The following is a 21983-nucleotide window of genomic DNA, read 5'->3' on the forward strand; positions in this document are numbered from 1 at the left end:
CTGGCTAGGCCGTGGCGCGGCCGGACCCGACGGGGGCGTCCTGGGCCAGGCGTCGCACCGCACGCAACGGGATCGGCAGCCAGGACGGTCGGTTGCGCACCTCGTAGACGCTCTCGTAGACCGCCTTGTCGAGTTCGAAGGCCGCCAACAGGTGCTCCTGCCCGGCCAGGGAGGTGCCGGCGGAGCCATCCGGGGCGCCGCCGCCGTCTTCGTGGTAACCCCGCAGGAAGGCGGCCCTGGCATCCATGGCCCAGTCGGTCGCGGCCGGCCCCGCCGCCGGGGCACGCATGGCGATGGTCGCGCCCACGTAGTCGAACGAGCGGAGCATGCCGGCCACATCGCGCAGGGGGATGTCCGGCAGCGACCGTTCGGCCAGCGGGCGGAGCGGTTCGCCCTCGAAGTCGATCAGCACCCATCCCCGACCGGGCACATCGAGCACCTGGCCCAGGTGGTAGTCGCCGTGGATGCGCTGCAGATGCGGCCAGGATGCGGCCTGGGCCCTGGCGAACACGGCCTCCACCGCCTCACTGTGCGCGGCCAGCTCCGGGATCTCCCGTGCGGCCAGGCGATACCGTTCGCGCATCGTCGAGCACAGGTTCTCCACCACACTCGGGCTGGACGCCACGGTGGGGAACGCCCTGTCGAGGTCCCTGTGCACGGCGGCGGTCGCGACGCCCAGGGCGTGCGCCGGCCCGCTGAAGTCGTCGCCGTGCTCCGCGGCGCGCAGGGCCACCCGCCAGGCATCTTCGACCCCGGGCAGGAACTCCTGCGAGAACACAAGATGCCCGCTGTGCCGTGCGCCTGTGAGCGGGCTCGTCCACTCGCCGGACACCGCACCGATCGGCTCGGGAACGAACCTGGATCCGGCTCCGGCGAGAGCGGACTGCACCGACACATCAGGATTCGCGCCGGCGGCGATCACCCTGAACACCTTGCAGATGACGGGCCGGCCGGGCCGGCCGGCGGCGTCGGCGACATCGACGATGATGGAGGTGTTCGACTGCTCGCCGGTGAGGACCCGGCTGGCCGTGACCTGCTGCCGGGTCAGGTCGTCGGCAACGCCCCCGGCGCGGAGCAACTCGCCCCGTGCTGTGACCCCCACCGGGTCGACGGATGTCATCGACGCACCCGTGGCGATGAACCTGAGCAGGGCCGCGGCGTAGGCGGGGTCGTGCGGGGCGTCGTAGACGAAACCGGGGTGCCCGTCGCTCCCTGTGGTCTGCGCGATGAGGGCCGACGAGTCGGGCAGCGGCTCGGTGCGCTCGGTCAGCGGCAGTTGATACAGCGTCGAGAATCTGCTGGCCGTGTCGAGCACGAGGTGGCAGGCGATGCGCACCCCCACCTCGTCGGTGGGCAGGTCCCACTGGCCGATGCTCTGCAGCACGGGGCTGTGTGCCTTGCCGGCAAACCAGCGCTGCTCGCCCACCCAGCCGTCGAGAACAGGCGGGAGGTCGATGCCGGTGCCGGCGCTGGCGTGCTTCATGTCGTTCAGCGTAGCCGGACCGGCTACTGCTCAGGCGCCGACCGAACCCGTGTGACGGATGCGCTCAACAGCGACACGACCACGGTGTCGTCCTTGGTGGCCTGCTGCCCGATCTCGGTGAAGCCCAATCGTTCGTGGAAGGCCAGCGACCGGGGATTGGGCGGCTGCAGGTTGACCTCGCAGAAGACCACCTCGGTGGGCAACGCCCGGGCGGCGTCGAAGACCGCCGAGTACAGTTGTGCGCCGAGCCCCCGGCCCCGATGATCGGCAGCCACCACGATCCGGTCCAGATAGAGGAACGTGTGTGCCTGCTCGGAGAAGTACCTGTAGTTCTCGCTGGCGTAGTCGGCGCCGGCCGCGAACAGGATCGCGAAACCGAGCACGGTGTCCGGATCGGCATCCGCCACGACGGCGATGGTGCTGTGACTCGCCGCGATCAGCGCCGCCAGGTCGTCGGCACCGAGGTCGTTGACCGCGGGCACCGCGGCGCTGTTCAACTCGAGCACACGCGCGGAATCGGTGTCGAGAAGGGGACGCAGGGACACCGGAGGCAGTGGGTCGGTCATCCTCCGACGATAATCGATCTTCCGCGTGTCGCCGGGCACGGCGGCCGGGCGCTACGCTGATGCCGACGCGAGGGGGAGCCGTGACGCAGGACCCGACGCTCGCGGCGCCACCCGGCGAACCGTCCGCCCTCCCCACGCCCCGTTCCAGAACACGCCGCACCATTCTGACGACGCTGGCCGTGCTGCTCGCCGTCGCTCTGGGCGGTGCCGGATTCTGGGGTTGGGGCGCGGCCGCCCAGAACCGCTACGAGACGGCCGCCTCGGCGCACACCACCCAGATCGGCGAGGAGACCGACGCCAGGAACGCCTCCGACGCCAGAGCGCGCAACCTGGTCTGGCTCGCCGAGCGAATCCGCGCCGTGACCGCCACGCCGGCATTCGCCGACGACGCACTCGCCGAAGCCGTCGTGCTTCGCGAGCTCCTGGCCGAGCTCGAACCCGTCATCGAGGCATCCGAACCCGCCGCCGAAGCGATCGAACCGGCTCGGAACAACGGCATCGACATCGACGACAGCCTGCCCTGGCAGGTCTCGTCCGAGGCGGAGCGCCTCGAGGGCCTGACCGGGCGATCGCAGCGTGCCGAGGACCGGTTGCGCGCGTCGGCCCAGGCGGCGACGACCGGCGGGGATGACCTCAACGCGGCCGAGGCGGCCTATTTCACCGCGGCGGCGACCCGGGCGGAGCAGACTATCGGGGAGAGCACCCTCTCGAATCGTTCGGTGCAGGTTCCGCTCCTCCGGCTGATCGAGTACGCACGGGATCCAGCCATGGCCAGCGCCAGGGATGCCGCGTTCCTGGTTTCGATGACGGATGCCGAGGCCCAGGTGCGTTCCTCGGAGGCCATCCACCAGGCCGAGGCCGCCGATCCGGCCTGGGCGGTGCGCCGGGAGATCGAGGCGTACGCCCGCTCGCTCAGCAACGGCATGGCCCTGGAGTTCGTCTGGGCGCCCGAGGTGTCCGGGCTCGGCGCCGGCTGGCTCTCCGGCACCGCAGAGACCTACGACTCCGACGGCGGTTGGTCGATCATCAGCCTCAACTACACGATCGAGGAGCTCTGGTACGACGGTCCGGACGCCCACGCGATCGTCGCCCACGAGGTGGGGCACACCCAGGTCTTTCGGGAGAACTGCTCGCCGCTCTTCTCGGGCGCCGCGTTCAACCAGGACCAGGAGGCCTGGGCCACGGCCTGGTCGATCAGCCAGGGCTTCGACGTACCTGGCTCGGGCATCCAGGCCTACGGCCGCCCATCCGACGAGCAGATCGCCGTGGCCGGCGCATGCCGCTGAGCCCGGCCCGGCAGGTCGCAGCACTCTAGCCGCATCCGCCGCACAGCAGTAGGTTGCGGCTGCGGGGGTTCGGTGCCGCAACCTACTGGAGGAGTCATGCGTGGTCGCGAAGTGGTCTGGTTCGATTCCATCGGTCTGACGGATATCGCTCAGGTCGGCGGCAAGAATGCGTCCCTGGGCGAGATGGTGCGCTCACTCGCGGCGCGCGGGGTGCGGGTACCCAACGGATTCGCCACCACCGCGGATGCCTACCGCGCCTTCGTCGACGCCAACGGCCTGGAGGCCGTGATCCGCGCGCAGCTGGACAGGTACCACTCGGGTATGTCGACCCTGCGGGAAACCGGCCAGAACCTGCGGGAGGCATTCCTGGCCGGCGAATTCCCCGGAGACATCGCGGATGACATCAGGGTGTACTACCGCACCCTGGCCAAAGATGCCGAGATGGCCAACGTGCCCGTCGCCGTGCGCAGCAGCGCCACCGCCGAAGACCTGCCGGACGCCAGCTTCGCCGGCCAGCAGGAGACCTTCCTCAACGTCAGCGGTGAACGCGATCTGCTCGACGCCTGCCGGCGCTGCTACGCGTCGCTGTTCACCGACCGGGCGATCAGCTACCGCGAGGTGAAGAAATTCGACCATCTCGACGTGGCGCTGTCGATCGGCGTGCAACGGATGGTGCGCAGCGACCTCGCCGGTTCCGGCGTGATGTTCTCGATCGACACCGACACCGGGTTTCCCGGGGCCGCCGTGATCAGCGCGGCCTGGGGCCTGGGCGAAACCGTGGTGCAGGGCGCCGTCGACCCCGACAAGTACCTGGTCTTCAAGGCGCTCCTCGACGAAGAGGACTACGAGCCGATCATCGAGAAGACGCTGGGCCGGAAGGATCGCAAAATGACCTACGCCGAGGGCGGCAGCGCCCGCACCCGGGTGATCGACACGCCGGAGCGGGAACGCCGGGCCTTTGTGCTCAGCAACGCCGAGATCGTGCAGCTCGGGCGCTGGGCGGCCATCGTGGAGGAGCACTACGGCCGGGCGATGGACATGGAGTGGGCCAAGGACGGCTTGACCCGGGAGTTGTTCCTGGTGCAGGCGCGGCCGGAGACCGTGCACTCGCAGAAGAGCCTGACCCGGTTCTCGGTCAGCCGCCTGACCGAGACCGGGCCTCTCCTGATCTCGGGTGTGGCCATCGGCGACAGCATCGCCGCCGGAACGGCCTGCGTGATCCGGGACCCCGCCGACATCGAGAATTTCCGGGACGGCGCCATCCTGGTCACCGAGATGACCGACCCGGACTGGGTACCCATCATGACCAGGGCCGCGGGCATCATCACCGACCACGGCGGCCCCACCAGCCACGCGGCCATCGTCAGCCGCGAGCTCGGGGTGCCGGCGGTGGTGGGCACCCGGAACGCCACCGAGGTGCTCGCCGAGGGTGCCCCCATCACCATCTCGTGCGCGGAGGGCGACGAGGGATTCGTCTATGCGGGCATCCTGGCCGCCGAGACCGAACAGGTCGACCTGGGCGCCGTGCCGATCACCCGCACCCAGGTGATGGTGAACATCGCCAGCCCCGCCGCGGCCTTCGAATGGTGGCGCCTGCCCAGCGCAGGGGTGGGCCTGGCGCGGATGGAGTTCATCATCAACAACCTCGTCAAGATCCACCCGATGGCCCTGGTGCACCCTGAGCGGGTCACCGACCCGGCGGTGCTCAGTCAGATCACCGAGCTCACCCGCGGCTACGACGACCTCGGCGAGTACTTCGTGAACACCCTCGCCCTGGGCATCGCCAAGCTGGGGGCGCCGTACTACCCGCACCCGGTGATCGTGCGGCTGAGCGACTTCAAGTCGAACGAATACGCGCACCTGATCGGCGGCGACGTCTTCGAACAGGCCGAGGAGAACCCGATGCTCGGCTTCCGCGGTGCATCCAGGTACTACAACCCCAAGTACGCCGAAGGGTTCGCGCTGGAATGCCGGGCGCTCAAACGGGTGCGGGAGCAGATCGGGTTCAGCAACGTGATCGTGATGGTGCCGTTCTGCCGCACCACCACCGAGGCCGACAGGGTGCTCGCCGTGATGGCCGAGAACGGTCTGGTGCGTGGCCGGAACGGGCTGCAGGTGTACATGATGTGCGAGATCCCCGCCAATGTGGTGCTGGCCGAGCAGTTCGCCACCCGGTTCGACGGCTTCTCGATCGGCTCCAACGACCTGACCCAGCTGGTGCTCGGCGTCGATCGGGACTCCGGCGACCTGGCGGCGCTCTTCGACGAACGCAACGAGGCGGTGACCCGCATGATCAGCGAGGCCATCGACAAGGCGCACGCGGCCGGAATCAAGATCGGCATCTGCGGCCAGGGGCCGAGCAATTACCCCGACTTCGCCGAATTCCTGGTGGGCGAGGGTATCGACTCGATCTCGCTGAATCCGGATTCGTTCCTGAAGACCGTGCACCGAATCAAGGCTGCGGAAGTGGCACACGCGACCGGCGCGTGGCCCGTGGCCTCCAGGGTGACGACGTAAAGCCTCCGCGCCCTGCTCGGCGCTCTACTCGGTGTCGCCGTCCAGGCGCAGGTCGGTGTTGCTCAGCAGATCCGCGCCGTCGAGCACGGCCCGTTCGTAGTCGGCCTCTGCCGCGTCGGCGATCTGGCTGGCGGCGGCCACACGTTCGCTGATGCGGTGTTCGACGGCCTCGGCCAGCGCCACCTCCTCGGGGGCGGCATTGGCCAGCAGGTCTTCGAGAATCTCCGGATCCCGATGCATGGCCTCGAGCGCGGACACCTCGGCGCGGGCCACCGCCGCCCGGCTGCGCAGGAACGTGATCCGCGTCGCCCACCGGGTGTCTTGCTCCCGGCCGGGTTGCTTGTTTTCGTTGGTGTTCTCGCTCACGATGCCTCCCTTGTCGGTGGCAGCGTAGCGCCGCATCCGGCCGCACGAAATGCACGGCGCGGGCGGCACGCGGGCATTCAGTCGTAGGCCCGCAACAGCTGCCAGCGGCCGCCGCCGTCGTCGTGCTGGATGTCGAACACCAGCGAGGTGCCGTCATCGGCGGTGCCCTGACATCGCCAGGCGGCGACCGGCTTGGGCAGGTGGGTGAGGAAGTACGCCAGCTCGTCTGGCAGCGACACCGATGCCGTCAACGGCGTGGGGGTGTCGGTCACCCTGAACCGGCGGGCGCGCCAGACCAGCCGCACCGGAGAACCCTCCGGCGATACCCAGACCGCGACGGTTTCGTTAATCAGACTCATGGCACATCACCTCGACCTATAGAACATATGTTCGAAGTTTACTCCTGTCGGTCTGACAATGCGAGATGGGGGCACATCCACGGGGCGACTCCCACAGTCTCACCTGCGGCTCATAACTCGCGCATAGCCGGCTCATAGGCCAGGCGGGCTAGATGGACATCGTTGCGTTACCGATTGTTCATTTGGAGGACACCATGCTGCAGGCCGCGATCATCCTGATCGATCTGCTCTTCATCAGCCTGCTCACGTTCGGGCTGTATTTTCCGCGTCACCGGCGCCGTGACCTTGTTGTCGCGTACCTGGTTGTCAACGTCGGCGTGCTCGCCGTCGCCCAGGTGCTCGCATCGAGCACCGTCGGCGTCGGCCTCGGCCTCGGTTTGTTCGGCGTGCTGTCGATCATCCGGCTGCGCTCGAGTGAGATCGAGCAGCACGAGGTGGCCTACTACTTCGCCGCCCTCGCTATGGGCCTGCTCGCCGGGCTGAGCGCCGAACCCACGGTCCTCACCGTGCTGCTGATGGCCCTGATCCTCGCCGTGGTCTATTTCGGCGACAACCCCCGGCTGTTCCGCCGCTACCGGCAGCAGACCGTGGTGCTGGATGCCGCGTTCGCCGACGAGTCCGCCCTGATCGCGCACCTGGAAGGCCTGCTCGGCGGCAGGGTGCACGGTGTGCGTGTGCAGAGCCTCGACCTGGTGAACGACACCACCCTCGTGGACGTGCGGTACCAGACGGGGCCGGCGCGCTCCGCGGCGCCGCTGCCGGACGCGGCCCGCACGACGGGCGCCGTTGTGCTGGCGGAGTCCAACCGATGAGCGCCGCAGCGCTGTCGGGGGCGCGCGTGCTCGACGTGCCGCTCACCGGCCTGCACACCATCGGCCTGGCCGAGCTCACCGAACGAGCGAGCCTGCTCACCCGCATCGACCGCAAGTACGTGCTGCCCCGCGCCAGGCTGGATGCCGTACTGGGCGACCTGGCTCCCGACGTGCGGGTGCTCGACATCGACGGGGTGCGCTCCAGCGCCTACGAGTCGGTCTACTTCGACACCCCCGAGCTCACCAGCTTCCTGATGGCGGCCCATCCACGCCGACGCCGGTTCAAGATCCGCACCCGCACCTATGTCGACTCCGCCCAGAGCTACCTCGAGGTGAAAACCAGGGGCGGTCGCGGCGTCACGGTGAAGGACCGGCTGTCGTATGCGATCGCCGACAGGGCCACGCTCACCGCCGAGGGTCGTCGGTACGCCGACCACGTGCTCGATGCGGCCGACATCGCGGGCATCCGGGGCCGGCACCTCGAGCCGACCCTGATGACCAGGTACCTCCGCACCACCCTGTTCATCCCGGAGTCCAGCAGCCGGGCCACCATCGACACCGGCCTGTCCTGGGCAACCCTGGCCGACCACAGCGGAGCCAGGCCGGCCGCCCTGGAGCGCCGGCTGGACCGGCCGAACCTGGCGATCGTGGAAACGAAGTCGGGGTCGCGGGCATCCGCCGTCGACCGGATTCTCTGGGCGCACGGCCACCGCCCGGCCACCATCTCGAAGTACGGCACCGGTATGGCTGCCCTGGGCAGTGACCTGCCCGACAACAAGTGGGCGCCCGTGTTGCGCCGCTACTTCCGCTAGGCGCCCGCGCCGCCGCCCCATTGTGACTGACACCCCATCGATTGTGAGTACCCCATGAAAAATCCCCTGACCAACTCCGATTCGCCGGGTGGCACGCACCGCCTCGACATGCGGGCCTGCACCTACAGGGTGCTGCCGTTCCTCGTCACCGCTGCCCTCCTGACCGGCTGCACCGCCGTGGCCGCCGGCACCGGCGGCACGGCAACCACCGGGTCGACAAGCACCGCGGCGGTCGCCGTCGACGAGTCGACCACGGCCGCCGAGGTTCTGGCCGCCAACCAGGAGACCCACGACGACGCCGACGACGACGAGTGGGACGACGCCGACGTGGTTCCGGTCGCCCTGAACGGCGACAGCGGCTCAGTCGACAACACCGCGGCGGACAGCGATGCCGTCTCCATCGCCGGCAGCACCGTGACGATCACCGCGGCCGGCACCTACGAACTGAGCGGCACCCTCGATGACGGCCAGATCGTCGTCGCCTCCTCCGGTGAGGGCACCGTGCGACTGATCCTGAACGGTGCCGAGGTCACCAACTCCGCCGGGGCCGCCCTCGTGGTGACCGAGGCCGACGAGGCGATGATCGTACTCGCCGACGGATCCACGAACTCCCTGGCCGACACCGACGGCTATGCCGAGGACGACGACGCCAACGCCAACGCCGCGCTCTACAGTGCGGCCGACCTCACCATCACCGGCACCGGCGCGCTCGACGTGACCGGTAACGGCAACGACGGCATCACCAGCGCCGACGGCCTGGTCATCAACTCGGGCACCCTGACGGTGACCGCCGCCGATGACGGCATCCGCGGCAAGGACTACCTGGTGGTCGACGGCGGCGCCCTCACGGTGACGGCCGGCGGCGACGGCCTCAAGTCTGACAACGAGGAGGACGTCACCCGCGGGTACATCTCGCTCGCCGGCGGCACCGTCGACGTGAACGCGGCCGGCGACGGCATGCAGGCCTTCACCGACGTCGTGCTCTCCGGGGCCGAGGTCACGGTCGAGTCCGGCGGCGGTCACACGGCCACCGTGGCCGAGGACGTCTCCGCGAAGGGCGTGAAGTCGGGGGTGGTGACCGTCGTCGACGGCGGCGCCCTCACCGTCGACGCGGCGGATGACGCGCTGCACTCCGACGGAACCGTGCGGGTGGCCTCCGGAGACGTGACCCTCGCGGCCGGTGACGACGGTGTGCACGCCGACTCCGCGCTGGGCATCTCCGGCGGAACGACCACGGTGACGACCTCGACCGAGGGCCTCGAAAGCACGGCCATCAGTATCGACGGCGGCACCGTGTCGGTCACCGCCAGCGATGACGGCCTGAACGCCTCCAATGGCAGCACCGGCACCGAGACGGCGGGTGCCGCCGAGGGCCCCGCCCAGGGTGGCGGCATGGACTCCGACGGCGGGGAGACCATCACCATCACCGGCGGCACCACCGTGATCGACGCCGACGGTGACGGCTTCGACTCCAACGGGTCTGCGTCGATGAGCGGCGGCATCCTGGTGGTGAACGGGCCGACCGACAGCGGCAACGGCGCGCTCGACGTGAACGGCACCTTCACCGTCACCGGGGGAACGCTGCTGGCGGCCGGCAGCGCCGGGATGGCCGTGTCGCCAGAGGCCGGGTCTGCGCAGACCTTCGTGGCCATCGCCCTGGACTCCGCACAGGCGGGCGGCAGCACCGTGCAGCTGGTGAACAGCGCCGGCGACGTGGTGATGGCCTTCGAATCGGTCAAGGACTTCCAGTCCGTGGTGTTCTCCTCCGCCGAGCTGGTCGACGGCGAGACCTACAGCGTGTACGTCGGCGGAACGGCGTCGGGTGCGATCGCCGACGGTGTCTACTCCGACGGCGACTACTCCGCGGCAACCACCGCCGGCAGCGTCACTGCCGGGGTGGCCGCGACCGGCACCACGGGCGGCGGCGGCGGTCCCCGCTAGGCCGAGGCGGCAACCGCCAGGATGTATGCACCCGAACGGCCGGCCCACCACGGGCCGCCGTTCGTGCCGGGGATGACGGGGCCCAGGGGCGGCGCTACCATCGCGGCATGATTCGCATCCTGCTGCGTGCGCTGATCTTTCTGCTCTCGGCGGCCCTGGGGCTGTGGGTGGCGTCGCTGGTGCTGCCGGATCTCACTGTCACCGCGAGCGGGTTCGTGACCGCCGCCGTGGTGTTCGCCGTGGCCCAGAGCGTGCTCTCGCCCTTCCTCGCCACGGTCGTCGCGCGGGGAGCGCCTGCCGTCCTGGGCGGTATCGGTCTGGTGTCCACGTTCGTTGCGCTGTGGATCGCCTCGCTGTTTCCCGGTGGCCTGACCATCCGGGGTTGGCAGACCTGGATCCTGGCCGCGCTCGTGGTCTGGCTGGTCACCGCGGTGGCGGCGCTGCTGCTTCCGCTGCTGTTCCTGCGGGACGCGAAGAACAAGCGCACGGGTGCGGCGAACCCGACTCCGTGACGATTGGCGCAGAGCCGGTCAGAGCCGGTCAGACCTGGTGCGACCCCGTCAGGCGCGGCGGAGGCCCACCGCGGTCAGCGCCAGGCAGCCGGCGCAGGCCGCGGCCAGCAGCGAGAGCATCAGCGGGTAGCTCGCGAACGCGGTGAGACTGGCGAAGGCCACGGGGAGCAGGAAGCCCACGTAGGTGAGGCTGTAGTAGACGCCCGTGATGCCGGCGAGGTCGGTGGCTGTGGAGATGCGCTGGATCTCGACGAGCCCGGCGACCACCGTGATGCCGTAGGCGGCGCCGAGCAGGATGCCTGTGACCAGGGCGAGAACCGGCGAGAGGGTGACGGCGGTGGCCACGGCGGAGAGCACGCCCACCAGCATCAGGCCCATGCCCACCACGAGCGCCCGTCCCCGGGTTATCGAGTTGAGCCTGGATACCTGCGGCTGCACCAGGGCTCCGGTGCCCAGGGTGACCACGGTCAGGAGGGTGGCGAAGGCCAGGTTGAGCTCCCCGAGCTGCGACTCCACGAGCTTGGGCATCATGGCGTAGGCGATTCCCGCAGCGCCGAACACCCAGGGGGCGGTGGGCAGCACCACGCGCAGGAACCGGCGGTGTCCGGCCAGCGGCACCTGCAGGTCGACCCAGAGCGAGCCGTGTGCGCGGCTCTGCGGCACGGTCTCCGGTGCCCGCAGCAGCTGGGGCAGGATCACGAGGCTCAGGACTATGTGCACGGCGTAGGGGAGCAGGGTGGGCATCGGGCCCCACTGGGCCAGCACGCCGGACACTCCGGCGCCCAGGCCGAAACCGAGGGTGAGGGTGAGGGCCGGTCGGCGGGCGCCGGCGGTAGGCCGGGCGATCAGGTCGTACGGGGCGCTGGAGAGCTCCTTGATCCAGGCGGTGCCGACGGCCATCGCCACGCCGACGCTGAGTCCGGCGAGGAACCGGCCCAGGCAGATGACGACCTCGCTGGTGAACCCGAGCCCGAGCAGGACGCTCGCCGTGATGCCGACGAGGACACCCGCCACCACGAGGGGCTTCCGACCGTAGCGGTCCGAGAGAGCCCCTGCCAGCAGCAGGCCGGGGATCAGGCCAACGACGTAGAAGCCGAGGAAGAGGTCGGCGGTCACCGTGGAGTAGTGGCCGAGGGTCTCGTACATGTGCAGCAACGGGGTGAAGTGGTTTCCGCCCCAGGCCATGACGAACAGGGCGGGTGCGGCGAGCTGCCACGGGGGAGTGGCGCGGGGGGTGCGACGGGGAGTGCGACGGGTGGGACGGCTGGTCATGGGGCTTTCCGGTTGATGCGGGTGCGGTCAGGGGGTCAGAGCAGGCGGGCCAGGCGGTGGCCGGACTCCACGTGGGCCCGCAGCGCCACGTCGTACGCGGCGGTGTCGCCCACCCGCAGGTGGTCGGCCAGGAGCCGGTGCTCGATGATCAGCCTGTCGATGCTTTCGGGGTCGCGGGCGGCCACCCTGTGCACGAGGCGCTCGAGCCGGGGGCCGAGGCGGGCGTAGATGTCGTCGATGACACTGTTGTGGGTCCCATCGACGATCCGGGCGTGAAAGCGGTGGTCGGCACGGGCGTAGGCCAGCAGGTCCCCTGCGGCAGCGGCATCCGTCTGCGCCTGAATGAGGGCTCGCAGTTCGGCGTCGACGGCGTCGATCTGGGCGGGGCGCTCGCCGAGGAGTTGCACGGCCTTGGTCTCGAGCAGGATGCGCACCTGCAGCAGCTCGGCGGTTTCGATGTCGTCGACCGCGGTGACGATGGCGCCCTTCTTGGGGAAGAGTCTGAGCAACCCGGCCGACTCCAGCGAGAGGAAGGCCTCCCGCACCGGTGTGCGGCTGAGCCCGAGGGTGGCGGCAACGTCGCCCTCGGTGATGAGGGCACTTGCGGCGAGTGCGCCGGAGATGATGGCGTCGGCGACGTGGGTGTACGCGCGGTCGACCGCGGAGTGGCCTGCGTTGCGTGAGCCTGAGGATGACTGCATGACCCCAGCGTAGCGAGAAAACGGCTTGATAAATGCATCAATAACCTCAACAGTGCTCGCCGGGTGGGCGTTCCGGGGGTCAAGCGCCCCGCGCAGTAGAGTGCAGGGATCGTGAGTCGAAGGTGCCTCACCCCAAAATCTGCCGGCCGACGCGTGTCAAACCCGGCCTGAATGGAAGAGCATCTGATGAGCGAACGAACCATTGTGATCACCGGCGCCAGCGACGGAATCGGCGCGGCGGCCGCGCGAGCGCTGGTCGCGTCCGGTGACCGCGTGGTGATTGTGGGGCGCTCGCCGCAGAAGACCGCGAGCATTGCCGCCGAGCTGAAGGCCGATCATTTCGTTGCCGATTTCAGCCGGCTCGCCGAGGTGCGCACCCTGGCGGCCGCACTGCTGCAGCGCTACCCGCGGATCGATGTGCTGGCCAACAATGCCGGCGGCATCATGGGCAATCGGGTGGTCACCGAGGACGGTCACGAACTGACGTTCCAGGTGAACCACCTGGCACCGTTCCTGTTGACCACCCTGCTGATGGACCGCCTCATCTCGAGCCGGGCAGCGGTGATCAACACCTCGAGCACGGCCAACCGGTTCGGCCGCATCGACCTGGACGACCTTGAGAACGACAAGAAGTACTCGCCCAACAACGCCTACGGAGACGCCAAGCTGGCGAACATCCTCTTCACCCGCGAACTGCACCGGAGGTACGGCGCGCGCGGAATCGTCACCGCGGCTTTCCACCCTGGTGTCGTCGCCACGGGTTTTTCCGCCGACTCCACCAGCATCATGCGGCTGGTCTACCACACCGCGCTCAAGCGCATGCTCATCACGCCCGAGAAGGGCGCAGACACCCTGGTCTGGCTGGCCAGCACGGCCGCGGGGGTCGACTGGCAGTCCGGCGAGTACTACGAGAAGCGGCGGGTGCACGCCACGAACCGCCAGGCTGCGGATGCCGGCCTCGCGACAGCGCTCTGGGAACGCAGCATCGACATGGTCGCCACCGATCTGCTCCCGCAGGGCGGCCTCGCCTAACCCACCAACTGTTCCCCGTGCGGACAACTGCACCCGGCGCACCGGGTGCACAAGTCCGCAGCGGTAACAGTTGCGCCCGGCGTCAGGCGATCTTGGTGAGGGCGGTGAACGACATGGTGGCGGACTGGCCGTTCTGGCAGGTCTGGTAGAGCAGGTCGTAGCCGCGAGGAAGGTCGGCGGTGCTGTTCCGACTGGAGTTGAGCATGGCCACGATGCCGTCCACTCGGTAGGTGCCTGCGTGCACGCCGGTGAGGGTGATCACGGTGCCGGCGTCGTCGGGGAAGTCCTTGCCGCCGCACGACCAGTGCTCGGCGATGGTGGGCACGTTCTGGTAGTGCGCGGTCACATCCACCGACCCGATGCACTGGTCGAGCTCGGGGGTCCAGCCCGTGGCGTGCACCGTGTTGGTGTACCGGTCGCGCAGGATCCGGTCCTGTTCGGTCTGCCACTCGGCCATGGCCGCGGTCACGGCTGCAACCGGAGCGGCGAGGTCCGCGGCGACGCCCTCGACGCCGCTGGAGGAACCGAAATCGAACGCGGAGAGGGTGCGGGCGTTCTCGCGCACGCCGGCTCCCAACTCGAAGAGAGCGGTTGACGCCGTCGAGGATTCGGCGGTGACCTGGGCTGCCGTGAGCTCCTGGGCGGCCGGGGTCAGTCGTGTGGTCGCCGCTTCGATGGCGTCGGCCAGCGCCAGGCGCGGCTCCTCGGTGAGAACCTTCCCCTCGCTTGCGGCCAGGGTGGAAACGGCGTCGTCGAGGGCGGTCTCGCCCGCGGTCACGAGCTGCACGGCCGCGGCCTGATCGGTCTGGAAGCGGGCGGCCGCGGCATCGAATTCGGCCTGCGCCGCCGCGAGGGATACCGCCCGCACGATGAGAACGGCGGCCAGCACCAGCACGAGCAGGGCTGCGGTCACGAGGATCCTGGTGCGTCGGCCGGCCGGCCACCACGCCGGCGCGCGGCGTGGACGGGTCGAGAGTCGCGCATCCGCTGACATGAACGTGCCCCCCGGTCTCGGTTCAACGCCGACCTGCCGCCGACGCTTGGGTGAAATCCTACCGACAGGGTGTTTCCGGCACGCTACGGCCGGGACCGGCACGGCTTTTCGCACGGCGTTTCGTACAGCGGATGCGCGGTTTCCGCGCCAGTATGCAGTCGATGAGCACTCCGTTGATTCACATCGGCACCTCGGGCTGGAGCTACGACCATTGGGAGAACGTGCTCTATCCCGCCGGCCTGCCCGCGGCGAACCGGCTGGCCTACTACGTCGGCAACTTCGATTCGGTCGAACTCAACGCCAGCTTCTATCGCTGGCCTCGCACGGCCGTCTTCGCGGGCTGGCGGCGACGGCTGCCGGCCGGCTTCCTGATGTCGGTGAAGGCGCCGCGTGGCCTGACCCATGCCAAGAAGCTCTACGCGCCGGAGGTGTGGGCCGACCGGATCGGTGAGGGCTGGCACGAGTTGGGGGAGAAGCGCGGCGTGTTGCTCGTGCAGCTGGGCCCCGGTCAGGTGCGTGACGACGCCCGCCTGGACTATTTTCTCGGCTCGCTCCCGCCGTGGATCCGGGTGGCGGTGGAGCTGCGGCACGAGAGCTGGCTCGACGACGCGGTCTTCGCCCTGCTGGAGCGGCACGGAGCCGCGTACTGCGTGATGAGCGGGGCAGGTCTGCCCTGTGTGCTGCGGGCCACCGCCCCGTTCGTCTATCTCAGACTGCACGGTCCGGACGCGGACTCCCTCTACGCAGGGTCGTATTCCGACGCCGACCTGCGGTGGTGGGCAAGCCGCATCCGTGAGTGGCGAGCCGGGGGACGTGAGGTGTTCGCCTACTTCAACAACGACGGCGGCGGCAATGCCGTGCGGAACGCCTGGGCCCTGCGAGCCGAGCTGGGAGTGTGACCAATGCCCGCACAAGGCCCCTAGCGGAAAGGACCCGGGGTGAGATATGTGAACCGGTACCTGGGCTCAGCAATGCGGAGTCGAGGGTGCCAAAGGGCAGGTCATCGTGAAATCACGAGCTTAGAATTGTGGCCCCGGGCGCGGTCTGGCAAGTGAGCGCGCCGATGAGGCACCCACGCGTGGGTGCGTATTCAGCAGAGGTATTCATGACCATGACCGATGTCGCCTTCTCCACAGTTGTCACCGAACTCTCCGCCGTGCTCTCCACGGCGCAGATCGTGACGGGGCCCCGCACCGAAGGCAACCGCCGGGACCAGTCCGAGGGCACCGTGAGCGGCGAGCCGCTGGCCGTGGTCTTTCCGGCCAGCACCGAAGAGGTAGCCGCCGTCGTCACGATCGCCGCTGCCCACCGCATCCCGATCGTGCCGCAGGGGGCCAGGACCGGGTTGGCCGGCGGGGCGAACGCCATCGAGGGCGCCATCGTGCTGAGCACCACCCGGCTCAAGAAGATCCTTGTGGTCGATGCCGCGAACCAGACCGCCACGGTGCAGGCCGGTGTGCGCACCATCGCGCTGGCCAGGGCTGCCGAGGCCGTTGACCTGTTCTACCCGCCGGACCCCGGCTCGTGGCGCGCCTCCACCATCGGCGGCAATGTTGCCACCAACGCCGGCGGAATGCTCTGTGTGAAGTACGGCGTCACCGGCAACTTCGTGCGCCAGCTCACGGTGGTACTCGCGGACGGGTCGATCGTGCACACCGGACAACGCACCATCAAGGGCGTGGCCGGCTACAACCTCACCGCGCTGCTGGTGGGCTCAGAAGGAACCCTGGGCATCATCACCGAGATCACCGTTGGCCTGCTGCCCAAACCCGGCAGCGCCTCCGGTGTGGCGGCGACGTTCACCAATGTCGAGGATGCCCTGACCGCCGCCAATCTGATCGTCGCCGGTGCGCGGCGGCCGAGTGTCGTCGAGTTTCTCGACGGTGCCTGCATCGCGGCCATCAACGCGTTCGATCCGGCCTCGACCCTGCCAGCGGGGGCCGGTGCCCTGCTCCTCGTGCAGTCGGACCAGATCGGCCAGGCCCACGACGACGTCGAGGCGTACGCCGAGCTGCTGCGGGCCGCCGGAGCCGACGAGGTCACGATGGCGCACGACGCCGAGTCCCTCGAGCGGCTGATGAGCGCACGACGGCTGCTGCACCCGGCCGTGCAGGCCGTGCGGGGCGGATGCCTGAACGAAGACATCACCGTGCCACGCTCCCAGCTGCCCGCGCTGTTGCGCGGCCTGGCGGAGATCTCCCGGGAGCTTGACGTGCCGATCAGCACCGGTGGGCATATCGGCGACGGCAACCTGCACCCGGTGATCGGCTACAACCCCGAGGTGCCCGCCGAGATCGATGCCGCCCACGCGGCCTTCGCCAGGGTGATCGACCTGGCCATCTCGCTCGACGGCTCCGCCTCGGGGGAGCACGGGATCGGCGTGCTCAAGCGAGCGCACCTGGACGACGAGCTCGGCCCCGTTCTGCGTGACCTGCAGCTGAGGGTGAAGTCGGCCTTCGATCCCCACTCGATCCTGAACCCCGGTAAAAAGCTCTAGGAGCGGCGGTCGGGGCACTGGTCGGTGGGCGTTGGTTGTTGGTCGGTGATCGGTGATCGGTGGTCGGTGGTCGTGGTGCTGGTCGAGCTCGTCGACGCCGTGCTGTCCTGTCGAAGTTGACCCCGCAACCCACCCTCGTCGCGCACCCGCTCCGTTGGTCGAGCTTGTCGAGACCCCGCTGAGCTGTCGAACTTGACCCCGCTGATCAAGGCGAAAAAAGTTACGAATTAGCCTGTGGAAAACTTGACCTATTCTCACACTTTTGTTCGATGCGTGAGAGAATGGGGGTATGGACGACGAGCTGGTACCAGGCTCCACCGCACCGACGGGAACTCCTCCCGCCGGGGCGAATCTCCATGACTGGAACACCGGCCTCGCCGGTCCGGAGGCGGAGGTGCTCGATGAGCTGACCGCTTCCCCGTCGGATGCCGCCAGTCTCGGCGGCACCACCGACACCGCGGGCTCGCCGCCCAGTGGTCCCGCCCTGGGTAAGCCGCGGCCGCCGTGGCGGGAGCCGTCGGAGTTGCCGGCCGTGCAGCGGGCGCATACCGGGCCGTTCGGCGAGAAGCTGAAGGTGCTCGATGACGCAGCGGCAACGGTGCAGGCGGTAATGGCGTCGATCGATGTGAACGGGCTCAGCGACGCCGAGGTGGTCGCGTTGACGCAGATGGTGGAGCGGGCCGGCCGGCCGGTGGACGCGGCCCGGGTGAGCACCGCGACCGTGGTCGGCTATCGGTCTCGGCGGATGCTGGGCCGGGAGTCCATGGCCTGGCGGATGGGCGCCCCGCACCAGAACGTGTTGCTGACCCGGCTGACCCTGGCGTCGGTGCCGGAGATGAAACGACGGATGGCGTTGGGCGAGAAAGTGACGCCCCGGGTGCTGGGCGGCGCCGTGTTCGAGCCGGTGTTCCCGGTGGTCGCGGCCGCGTTGCGCTCCGGGGAGCTGGGCATCGACGCGGCGGAGACCATCGTCGCCGGCCTGACCGACTACACGGCAACCGGCCGCCTCGACGCCGACGCGGAACAGGTTCAGAAAGCTGAACGCGACCTCGTGGAACAGGCCACCGGATCCGTCTACGGCCGCACACCCGCTCCCGGCGAGACTGTCCCCACGGACGCCGATGCCGACACCGGCACTGATGCCGACGCTGACGCTGATGGTGATCGCGGGCCGGCCGGCGGGTTCACCGGGCCGATTGGCCGCCTGGGTGAATCGGACGGGTTCACCTATCCGGCCGATGAGATCCGCAAACTGGCGGTGCGTTGGCAGGCCGTGCTCAACCCGGACGGACTCGCGCCAAACACGCCCACCGTCGAAGCGAAATCCACGTTCTCGTTCGGCCCCTACAAAGACGGCCTGCACCCCTTGCGCGGCGGGGTGACCCCGGAGCTCAAAGGGGTGATGCAGAACCTGTTCAACACGTTCCAGTCCGCCCGGTCCGCGCCCTCGTTCCCGTCCGCGGACGAGCAGCGGCGCATCGAAGCCGGCGAGCTGGTGCCCGGCGAGTTGATCGACGAGCGCACCGGCGGTGAGAAGCGCGCCGACATACTCCGCGGCATCCTCGTGCAGGTCGCCCAAGACCCCCGCACCCCGACCATGGGCGGCATGCCACCGACGGTGATGGTGCACGTGAACGCCACCGACCTGCTCAACCAGGCCGGGGTGGGCTGGATCGATGGCATCGACGAACCGATCTCGATGACCACGATCACCCAGCTGATCGACAACGGGGGCATGCAGCCGCTGTTCTTCGGCACCAACGGCGCCGTCCTCGGTTTGGGCTCGAAGGAACGCTGTTTCACCCCGCGGCAACGCAAAGCGATCACAGCCCGGGACGGCGGTTGCATCATCCCGGGCTGTGACTGCCCACCGCAATGGACCGAAGTGCACCACGTCACACCCTGGCAGCTGGGCGGGGACACCCATGTGAACAACGGGGTGCTGCTGTGTTGGTATCACCACCACACCATCACCAGCGGGGGCGGCTGGAAGATCCGCATGGTCGCCGGGATACCGCAGGTGAAAGCACCACACTGGATCGACCCGACCGGCGCTTGGCGGCCACCGAACCAACACCGGGCCCACGACCCCCGCACCCGAAGAACCGACGAGTAGCAGCGGGGTGCACTCATGTCACAGGGTTCAGTTCGACAAGCTCGGCACGACGCCGACAGGTGTGACCAACGCGTGCCAGCGGAACACCAGCGGAGTGCCAGCGGAGCACCAACGGTGGACCAGCGGAGGAGCGGGCTGGAGGTCTTTGCGGCCCGATTCGGGCGGGGTACTGCCATCAGCGCGGCCCGCGACGTACTATCGGCTTGGGCGCCAGCCGGCGCTCGGTTACGGCAACGGAGGTACGCAGTGGGCATCAACGACGACGACATCACAACATCCGGATCAGGCGGATCGGGTTCAGGCGAGGGAACTGCCGACGGCGGCGCCAACCCGGGTGGCCATGACGGCGGGGCCGACGGAACGGCGGATGCCGGCGAAGGCACCGCGGACGGCGGCGCCAACCCGGCCGGCCACGACGGCGGCGCAGACGGCTCCGCCTCCAGCGAAGGCATCGCTGACGGCGGCGCCAACCCGGAAGGCCACGACGGCGGCGCTGACGGAACCGCCTGATGACGAGCGAGGAGCGCGGGCCGAGGGATCGTCCCGCGCTCGCGCGCTTGCTCGCGGTCGCGCCGGATGCTTTCGCAACCGACTACTGGGACAGCCAGCCGCTCTTCACTCGTTCGTCAGAGCTGGGCAGCCGGTTCGACGACCTGTTCTCTGCTGGCGCCGTTGACGAACTCGTCACGCATCGGGGCCTGCGCACCCCATTCGTGCGGATGGCACGGGAGGGCGTGGTGCTCGATTCCGCCCGGTACACGGCGCCAGGAGGGCTGGGAGCCGAGATCGCCGACCAGGTCAGCGCCGACAAGGTGCTCGACGAGTTCAGCGGCGGTGCCACCCTGGTGCTCCAGGGACTGCACCGCATCTGGCCGCCGGTCGCCGAATTCGCCAGGCAACTGATGAGCGACATCGGGCATCCAGTTCAGGTGAACGCCTACATCACCCCGGCTTCTGCACGCGGCTTCGATCCGCACTACGACGTGCACGACGTGTTCGTCATCCAGATTGCGGGGGAGAAGCACTGGCGCATCCACCCACCCGTGCACCTGCACCCGCTGCGGGAGCAGCCGTGGACCGCCTATCGCGAGGCCGTCGAAAACCAGGCCCAGGGCGAGCCCACCATCGACGAGGTGTTCCGGCCCAACGACGTGCTCTATCTGCCCCGCGGATGGATCCACTCGGCGACAGCCCTCGGCGGCACCTCGATCCACCTCACCATCGGCGTCGCCGCGCTCACCCGCCACGACGTGCTGCGCGAGGCCGTCGCGCACGCGGCCGCCGACGACAGCCTGCGGGCAGCCCTGCCCCTGGGCATCGACCTCACGGATGCGGCCGCCGTGCGCGCCCTGCTGGCCGACGCCGTCGCAGATCTCGCCCGCTTCACCGGGGAAGAGCCCGGCGTCGCCCAGGCCGTGAGCGGGCGCCTGGCCGGGCGCGTGCAGGCATCCACCCGGGCCGAACCGATCGCACCCCTGGCCACCACGGCCGCCGCGGCGGCGCTGCACGAGGCCACCACCGTCAGCCTGCGGCGCGGGCTCGACGCCGGCATCCGGCAGGGTTCGAACCCGGCCGACGTGTTGCTCGTGCTTCCGGCCAAGACACTCACCCTTCCCGCTGAGGCGGCCGACGCCCTGGCGCAGATCGTGGCCGGGCACACCGTGCAGGCCGGCGGCCTGACCGGGCTGGATGCGGCATCCTCGCTGGTCGTGGCCAGGCGCCTGGTTCGCGAGGGTGTGCTGGTGGTGCGGTGAGCCAGCCCTCTGCGGCCGGCTGGCTGCCCTGCAGCGATCGCTCGCTCGAGCGCGGCGATCCACTCACCGGCACGGCCGGCTTCGGCGAACGGTGGTTCCTCGTCGAAATCGATGGGGCCTGGGGCGCCCACGCCTTCCTGCAGTCCCCGCTCGACCCCGGACTCGCCCGGGCCCTGGTCACGCGCATCGAATCCGCCGGCATCCGCCCGCTCGCCATTCGCCGCACCGGTCGCACGTCGCTGCAACGTCGTGCTCAGACCGAGTGGCGGTGGGCAGCAGTGGATGCGCGCGTTGGTCACGAACGAGTGCACTGGGGCATGGTGACCGATCCCGCCGATCTGCTGACCGTGCCGTTGGACGGGTCAACCGGCGCGGCGTCGACGGAGCCGCTCATCTGCGTGTGCACCCACGCCAGGCACGACCAGTGCTGCGCCGTGAAGGGCAGACCCGTGGTCACGGCCATCGCCCAGGCGCACCCGGACGGCACCTGGGAATGCTCGCACCTCGGCGGCGACAGGTTCGCGGCCACCATGATCATCTTCCCGCACGGGCTGTACTACGGCCGGGTCACCGGTGCGGAGGCCCCCGGCATCGTCGACGACTACCGCGACGGCCGCATCGCACCGCTCTGGTTCCGCGGGCGCAGCTCGCTGCCCAACGTCGTGCAGGCGGCGGCGGCCTTCGCCAGGGCGAACCGCGGCGACAACCGCATCGACGCCTTCGAGTATCGCTCCTGGACGGAGTCAGGGGGAGTGCACACCGTGAGCTTCGACCACAGCGGCGAACACCTCACCGTGCGGCTCGCAGAGACGAAGTCGGCACCCCTGCTGAGCACCTGCGCGGCCGGGAATCCCCAGCCCGTTCGGGAGTTCGAACTGCGCTCGGTCACGCCCAGGTGACACCCCCCAACTGGAGGTGAATAGGGGACCAAAGTCCCGGTTGCGGCGCTACCTCGGAGGGTAG

At 69.4% G+C, this 21983-nt stretch carries 20 protein-coding genes; 13 read left to right on the forward strand and 7 right to left on the reverse strand.

Annotation, left to right across the window (positions count from 1 at the left end):
• Window positions 1–4 precede the first annotated feature (4 nt).
• Both ACEN2M_RS03815 and ACEN2M_RS03820 read right to left on the reverse strand, forming a co-directional pair.
• Window positions 5–1483 carry a maltokinase N-terminal cap-like domain-containing protein gene (locus ACEN2M_RS03815; protein WP_441646802.1) on the reverse strand — a complete coding sequence of 493 codons (1479 nt, stop codon included), beginning with the start codon at window positions 1481–1483 and terminating at the stop codon, window positions 5–7.
• A gap of 23 nt (window positions 1484–1506) precedes the next feature.
• Window positions 1507–2049 carry a GNAT family N-acetyltransferase gene (locus ACEN2M_RS03820; RefSeq protein WP_441646803.1) on the reverse strand — a complete coding sequence of 181 codons (543 nt, stop codon included), beginning with the start codon at window positions 2047–2049 and terminating at the stop codon, window positions 1507–1509.
• 80 nt (window positions 2050–2129) lie between these two features.
• Here ACEN2M_RS03820 and ACEN2M_RS03825 point away from each other — a divergent pair, with 80 nt between their 5' ends.
• Both ACEN2M_RS03825 and ppsA read left to right on the forward strand, forming a co-directional pair.
• Window positions 2130–3335 carry a hypothetical protein gene (locus ACEN2M_RS03825; protein ID WP_441646804.1) on the forward strand — a complete coding sequence of 402 codons (1206 nt, stop codon included), beginning with the start codon at window positions 2130–2132 and terminating at the stop codon, window positions 3333–3335.
• Between the two features lie 96 nt (window positions 3336–3431).
• Window positions 3432–5852 (forward strand): phosphoenolpyruvate synthase, encoded by a 2421-nt coding sequence (gene ppsA / locus ACEN2M_RS03830; RefSeq protein WP_441646805.1) that lies wholly within the window; start codon window positions 3432–3434, stop codon window positions 5850–5852.
• 24 nt (window positions 5853–5876) lie between these two features.
• On the opposite strand, the gene ACEN2M_RS03835 is transcribed toward ppsA, so the two are convergent.
• Together ACEN2M_RS03835 and ACEN2M_RS03840 are read right to left on the reverse strand one after the other, a co-directional pair.
• Entirely contained in the window at window positions 5877–6218 is a 342-nt protein-coding gene (locus tag ACEN2M_RS03835; RefSeq protein WP_441646806.1) for a hypothetical protein, read from the reverse strand.
• 77 nt (window positions 6219–6295) lie between these two features.
• Entirely contained in the window at window positions 6296–6577 is a 282-nt protein-coding gene (locus ACEN2M_RS03840; protein ID WP_441646807.1) for a DUF6504 family protein, read from the reverse strand.
• A 194-nt stretch (window positions 6578–6771) separates the two neighbouring features.
• Here ACEN2M_RS03840 and ACEN2M_RS03845 point away from each other — a divergent pair, with 194 nt between their 5' ends.
• The 4 genes from ACEN2M_RS03845 (at window position 6772) to ACEN2M_RS03860 (ending at window position 10654) form a co-directional block, all read left to right on the forward strand.
• Window positions 6772–7389: a DUF4956 domain-containing protein gene (locus ACEN2M_RS03845; RefSeq protein WP_441646808.1), complete on the forward strand. Its 618-nt coding sequence runs from the start codon at window positions 6772–6774 to the stop codon at window positions 7387–7389.
• Window positions 7386–8201 (forward strand): polyphosphate polymerase domain-containing protein, encoded by an 816-nt coding sequence (locus ACEN2M_RS03850; RefSeq protein WP_441646809.1) that lies wholly within the window; start codon window positions 7386–7388, stop codon window positions 8199–8201. The genes ACEN2M_RS03845 and ACEN2M_RS03850 overlap by 4 nt, the downstream gene beginning before the upstream one ends.
• A gap of 54 nt (window positions 8202–8255) precedes the next feature.
• Window positions 8256–10142 (forward strand): carbohydrate-binding domain-containing protein, encoded by a 1887-nt coding sequence (locus ACEN2M_RS03855; protein ID WP_441646810.1) that lies wholly within the window; start codon window positions 8256–8258, stop codon window positions 10140–10142.
• 107 nt (window positions 10143–10249) lie between these two features.
• Window positions 10250–10654, forward strand: a complete 405-nt coding sequence (locus tag ACEN2M_RS03860; RefSeq protein ID WP_441646811.1) for a phage holin family protein — start codon at window positions 10250–10252, stop codon at window positions 10652–10654.
• A 48-nt stretch (window positions 10655–10702) separates the two neighbouring features.
• Here ACEN2M_RS03860 and ACEN2M_RS03865 read toward each other — a convergent pair whose 3' ends face one another.
• A complete protein-coding gene (locus ACEN2M_RS03865) occupies window positions 10703–11926 on the reverse strand; it encodes an MFS transporter (protein WP_441646812.1) in 1224 nt (407 codons plus the stop codon).
• Between the two features lie 35 nt (window positions 11927–11961).
• Window positions 11962–12627 carry a GntR family transcriptional regulator gene (locus ACEN2M_RS03870; protein WP_441646813.1) on the reverse strand — a complete coding sequence of 222 codons (666 nt, stop codon included), beginning with the start codon at window positions 12625–12627 and terminating at the stop codon, window positions 11962–11964.
• Between the two features lie 186 nt (window positions 12628–12813).
• Here ACEN2M_RS03870 and ACEN2M_RS03875 point away from each other — a divergent pair, with 186 nt between their 5' ends.
• Window positions 12814–13659, forward strand: a complete 846-nt coding sequence (locus ACEN2M_RS03875) for an SDR family NAD(P)-dependent oxidoreductase (RefSeq protein WP_441646814.1) — start codon at window positions 12814–12816, stop codon at window positions 13657–13659.
• Between the two features lie 82 nt (window positions 13660–13741).
• Here ACEN2M_RS03875 and ACEN2M_RS03880 read toward each other — a convergent pair whose 3' ends face one another.
• Window positions 13742–14572 carry a hypothetical protein gene (locus ACEN2M_RS03880; protein ID WP_441646815.1) on the reverse strand — a complete coding sequence of 277 codons (831 nt, stop codon included), beginning with the start codon at window positions 14570–14572 and terminating at the stop codon, window positions 13742–13744.
• Between the two features lie 242 nt (window positions 14573–14814).
• Here ACEN2M_RS03880 and ACEN2M_RS03885 point away from each other — a divergent pair, with 242 nt between their 5' ends.
• From ACEN2M_RS03885 to ACEN2M_RS03910, 6 genes are all read left to right on the forward strand, one after another.
• The gene (locus ACEN2M_RS03885) at window positions 14815–15552 is read left to right on the forward strand and encodes a DUF72 domain-containing protein (protein ID WP_441646816.1); all 738 of its coding nucleotides are present in this window, start codon (window positions 14815–14817) and stop codon (window positions 15550–15552) included.
• A gap of 206 nt (window positions 15553–15758) precedes the next feature.
• A complete protein-coding gene (locus tag ACEN2M_RS03890; protein ID WP_441646817.1) occupies window positions 15759–17150 on the forward strand; it encodes an FAD-binding oxidoreductase in 1392 nt (463 codons plus the stop codon).
• A gap of 289 nt (window positions 17151–17439) precedes the next feature.
• Window positions 17440–19266 carry a DUF222 domain-containing protein gene (locus ACEN2M_RS03895; RefSeq protein ID WP_441646818.1) on the forward strand — a complete coding sequence of 609 codons (1827 nt, stop codon included), beginning with the start codon at window positions 17440–17442 and terminating at the stop codon, window positions 19264–19266.
• Window positions 19267–19512: 246 nt separating this feature from the next.
• Entirely contained in the window at window positions 19513–19776 is a 264-nt protein-coding gene (locus tag ACEN2M_RS03900; protein ID WP_441646819.1) for a BatC protein, read from the forward strand.
• A complete protein-coding gene (locus ACEN2M_RS03905) occupies window positions 19776–21020 on the forward strand; it encodes a cupin domain-containing protein (RefSeq protein WP_441646820.1) in 1245 nt (414 codons plus the stop codon). Before ACEN2M_RS03900 ends, ACEN2M_RS03905 begins: the two co-directional genes overlap by 1 nt.
• Entirely contained in the window at window positions 21017–21919 is a 903-nt protein-coding gene (locus ACEN2M_RS03910; RefSeq protein WP_441646821.1) for a sucrase ferredoxin, read from the forward strand. Before ACEN2M_RS03905 ends, ACEN2M_RS03910 begins: the two co-directional genes overlap by 4 nt.
• Window positions 21920–21983: the final 64 nt, after the last annotated feature.

The organism is Cryobacterium sp. W22_MBD10_FK3, assembly GCF_052113745.1.
Taxonomy (GTDB): domain Bacteria; phylum Actinomycetota; class Actinomycetes; order Actinomycetales; family Microbacteriaceae; genus Cryobacterium.

Coding starts and splice junctions, on each gene's coding strand:
- ACEN2M_RS03845 (WP_441646808.1), top strand. CDS start 6,772: ATGCTGCAGGCCGCGATCATCCTGATCGATCTGCTCTTCATCAGCCTG.
- ACEN2M_RS03815 (WP_441646802.1), bottom strand. CDS start 1,483: ATGAAGCACGCCAGCGCCGGCACCGGCATCGACCTCCCGCCTGTTCTC.
- ACEN2M_RS03840 (WP_441646807.1), bottom strand. CDS start 6,577: ATGAGTCTGATTAACGAAACCGTCGCGGTCTGGGTATCGCCGGAGGGT.
- ACEN2M_RS03895 (WP_441646818.1), top strand. CDS start 17,440: ATGGACGACGAGCTGGTACCAGGCTCCACCGCACCGACGGGAACTCCT.
- ACEN2M_RS03870 (WP_441646813.1), bottom strand. CDS start 12,627: ATGCAGTCATCCTCAGGCTCACGCAACGCAGGCCACTCCGCGGTCGAC.
- ACEN2M_RS03885 (WP_441646816.1), top strand. CDS start 14,815: ATGAGCACTCCGTTGATTCACATCGGCACCTCGGGCTGGAGCTACGAC.
- ACEN2M_RS03865 (WP_441646812.1), bottom strand. CDS start 11,926: ATGACCAGCCGTCCCACCCGTCGCACTCCCCGTCGCACCCCCCGCGCC.
- ACEN2M_RS03860 (WP_441646811.1), top strand. CDS start 10,250: ATGATTCGCATCCTGCTGCGTGCGCTGATCTTTCTGCTCTCGGCGGCC.
- ACEN2M_RS03850 (WP_441646809.1), top strand. CDS start 7,386: ATGAGCGCCGCAGCGCTGTCGGGGGCGCGCGTGCTCGACGTGCCGCTC.
- ppsA (WP_441646805.1), top strand. CDS start 3,432: ATGCGTGGTCGCGAAGTGGTCTGGTTCGATTCCATCGGTCTGACGGAT.
- ACEN2M_RS03820 (WP_441646803.1), bottom strand. CDS start 2,049: ATGACCGACCCACTGCCTCCGGTGTCCCTGCGTCCCCTTCTCGACACC.
- ACEN2M_RS03905 (WP_441646820.1), top strand. CDS start 19,776: ATGACGAGCGAGGAGCGCGGGCCGAGGGATCGTCCCGCGCTCGCGCGC.
- ACEN2M_RS03890 (WP_441646817.1), top strand. CDS start 15,759: ATGACCATGACCGATGTCGCCTTCTCCACAGTTGTCACCGAACTCTCC.
- ACEN2M_RS03855 (WP_441646810.1), top strand. CDS start 8,256: ATGAAAAATCCCCTGACCAACTCCGATTCGCCGGGTGGCACGCACCGC.
- ACEN2M_RS03875 (WP_441646814.1), top strand. CDS start 12,814: ATGAGCGAACGAACCATTGTGATCACCGGCGCCAGCGACGGAATCGGC.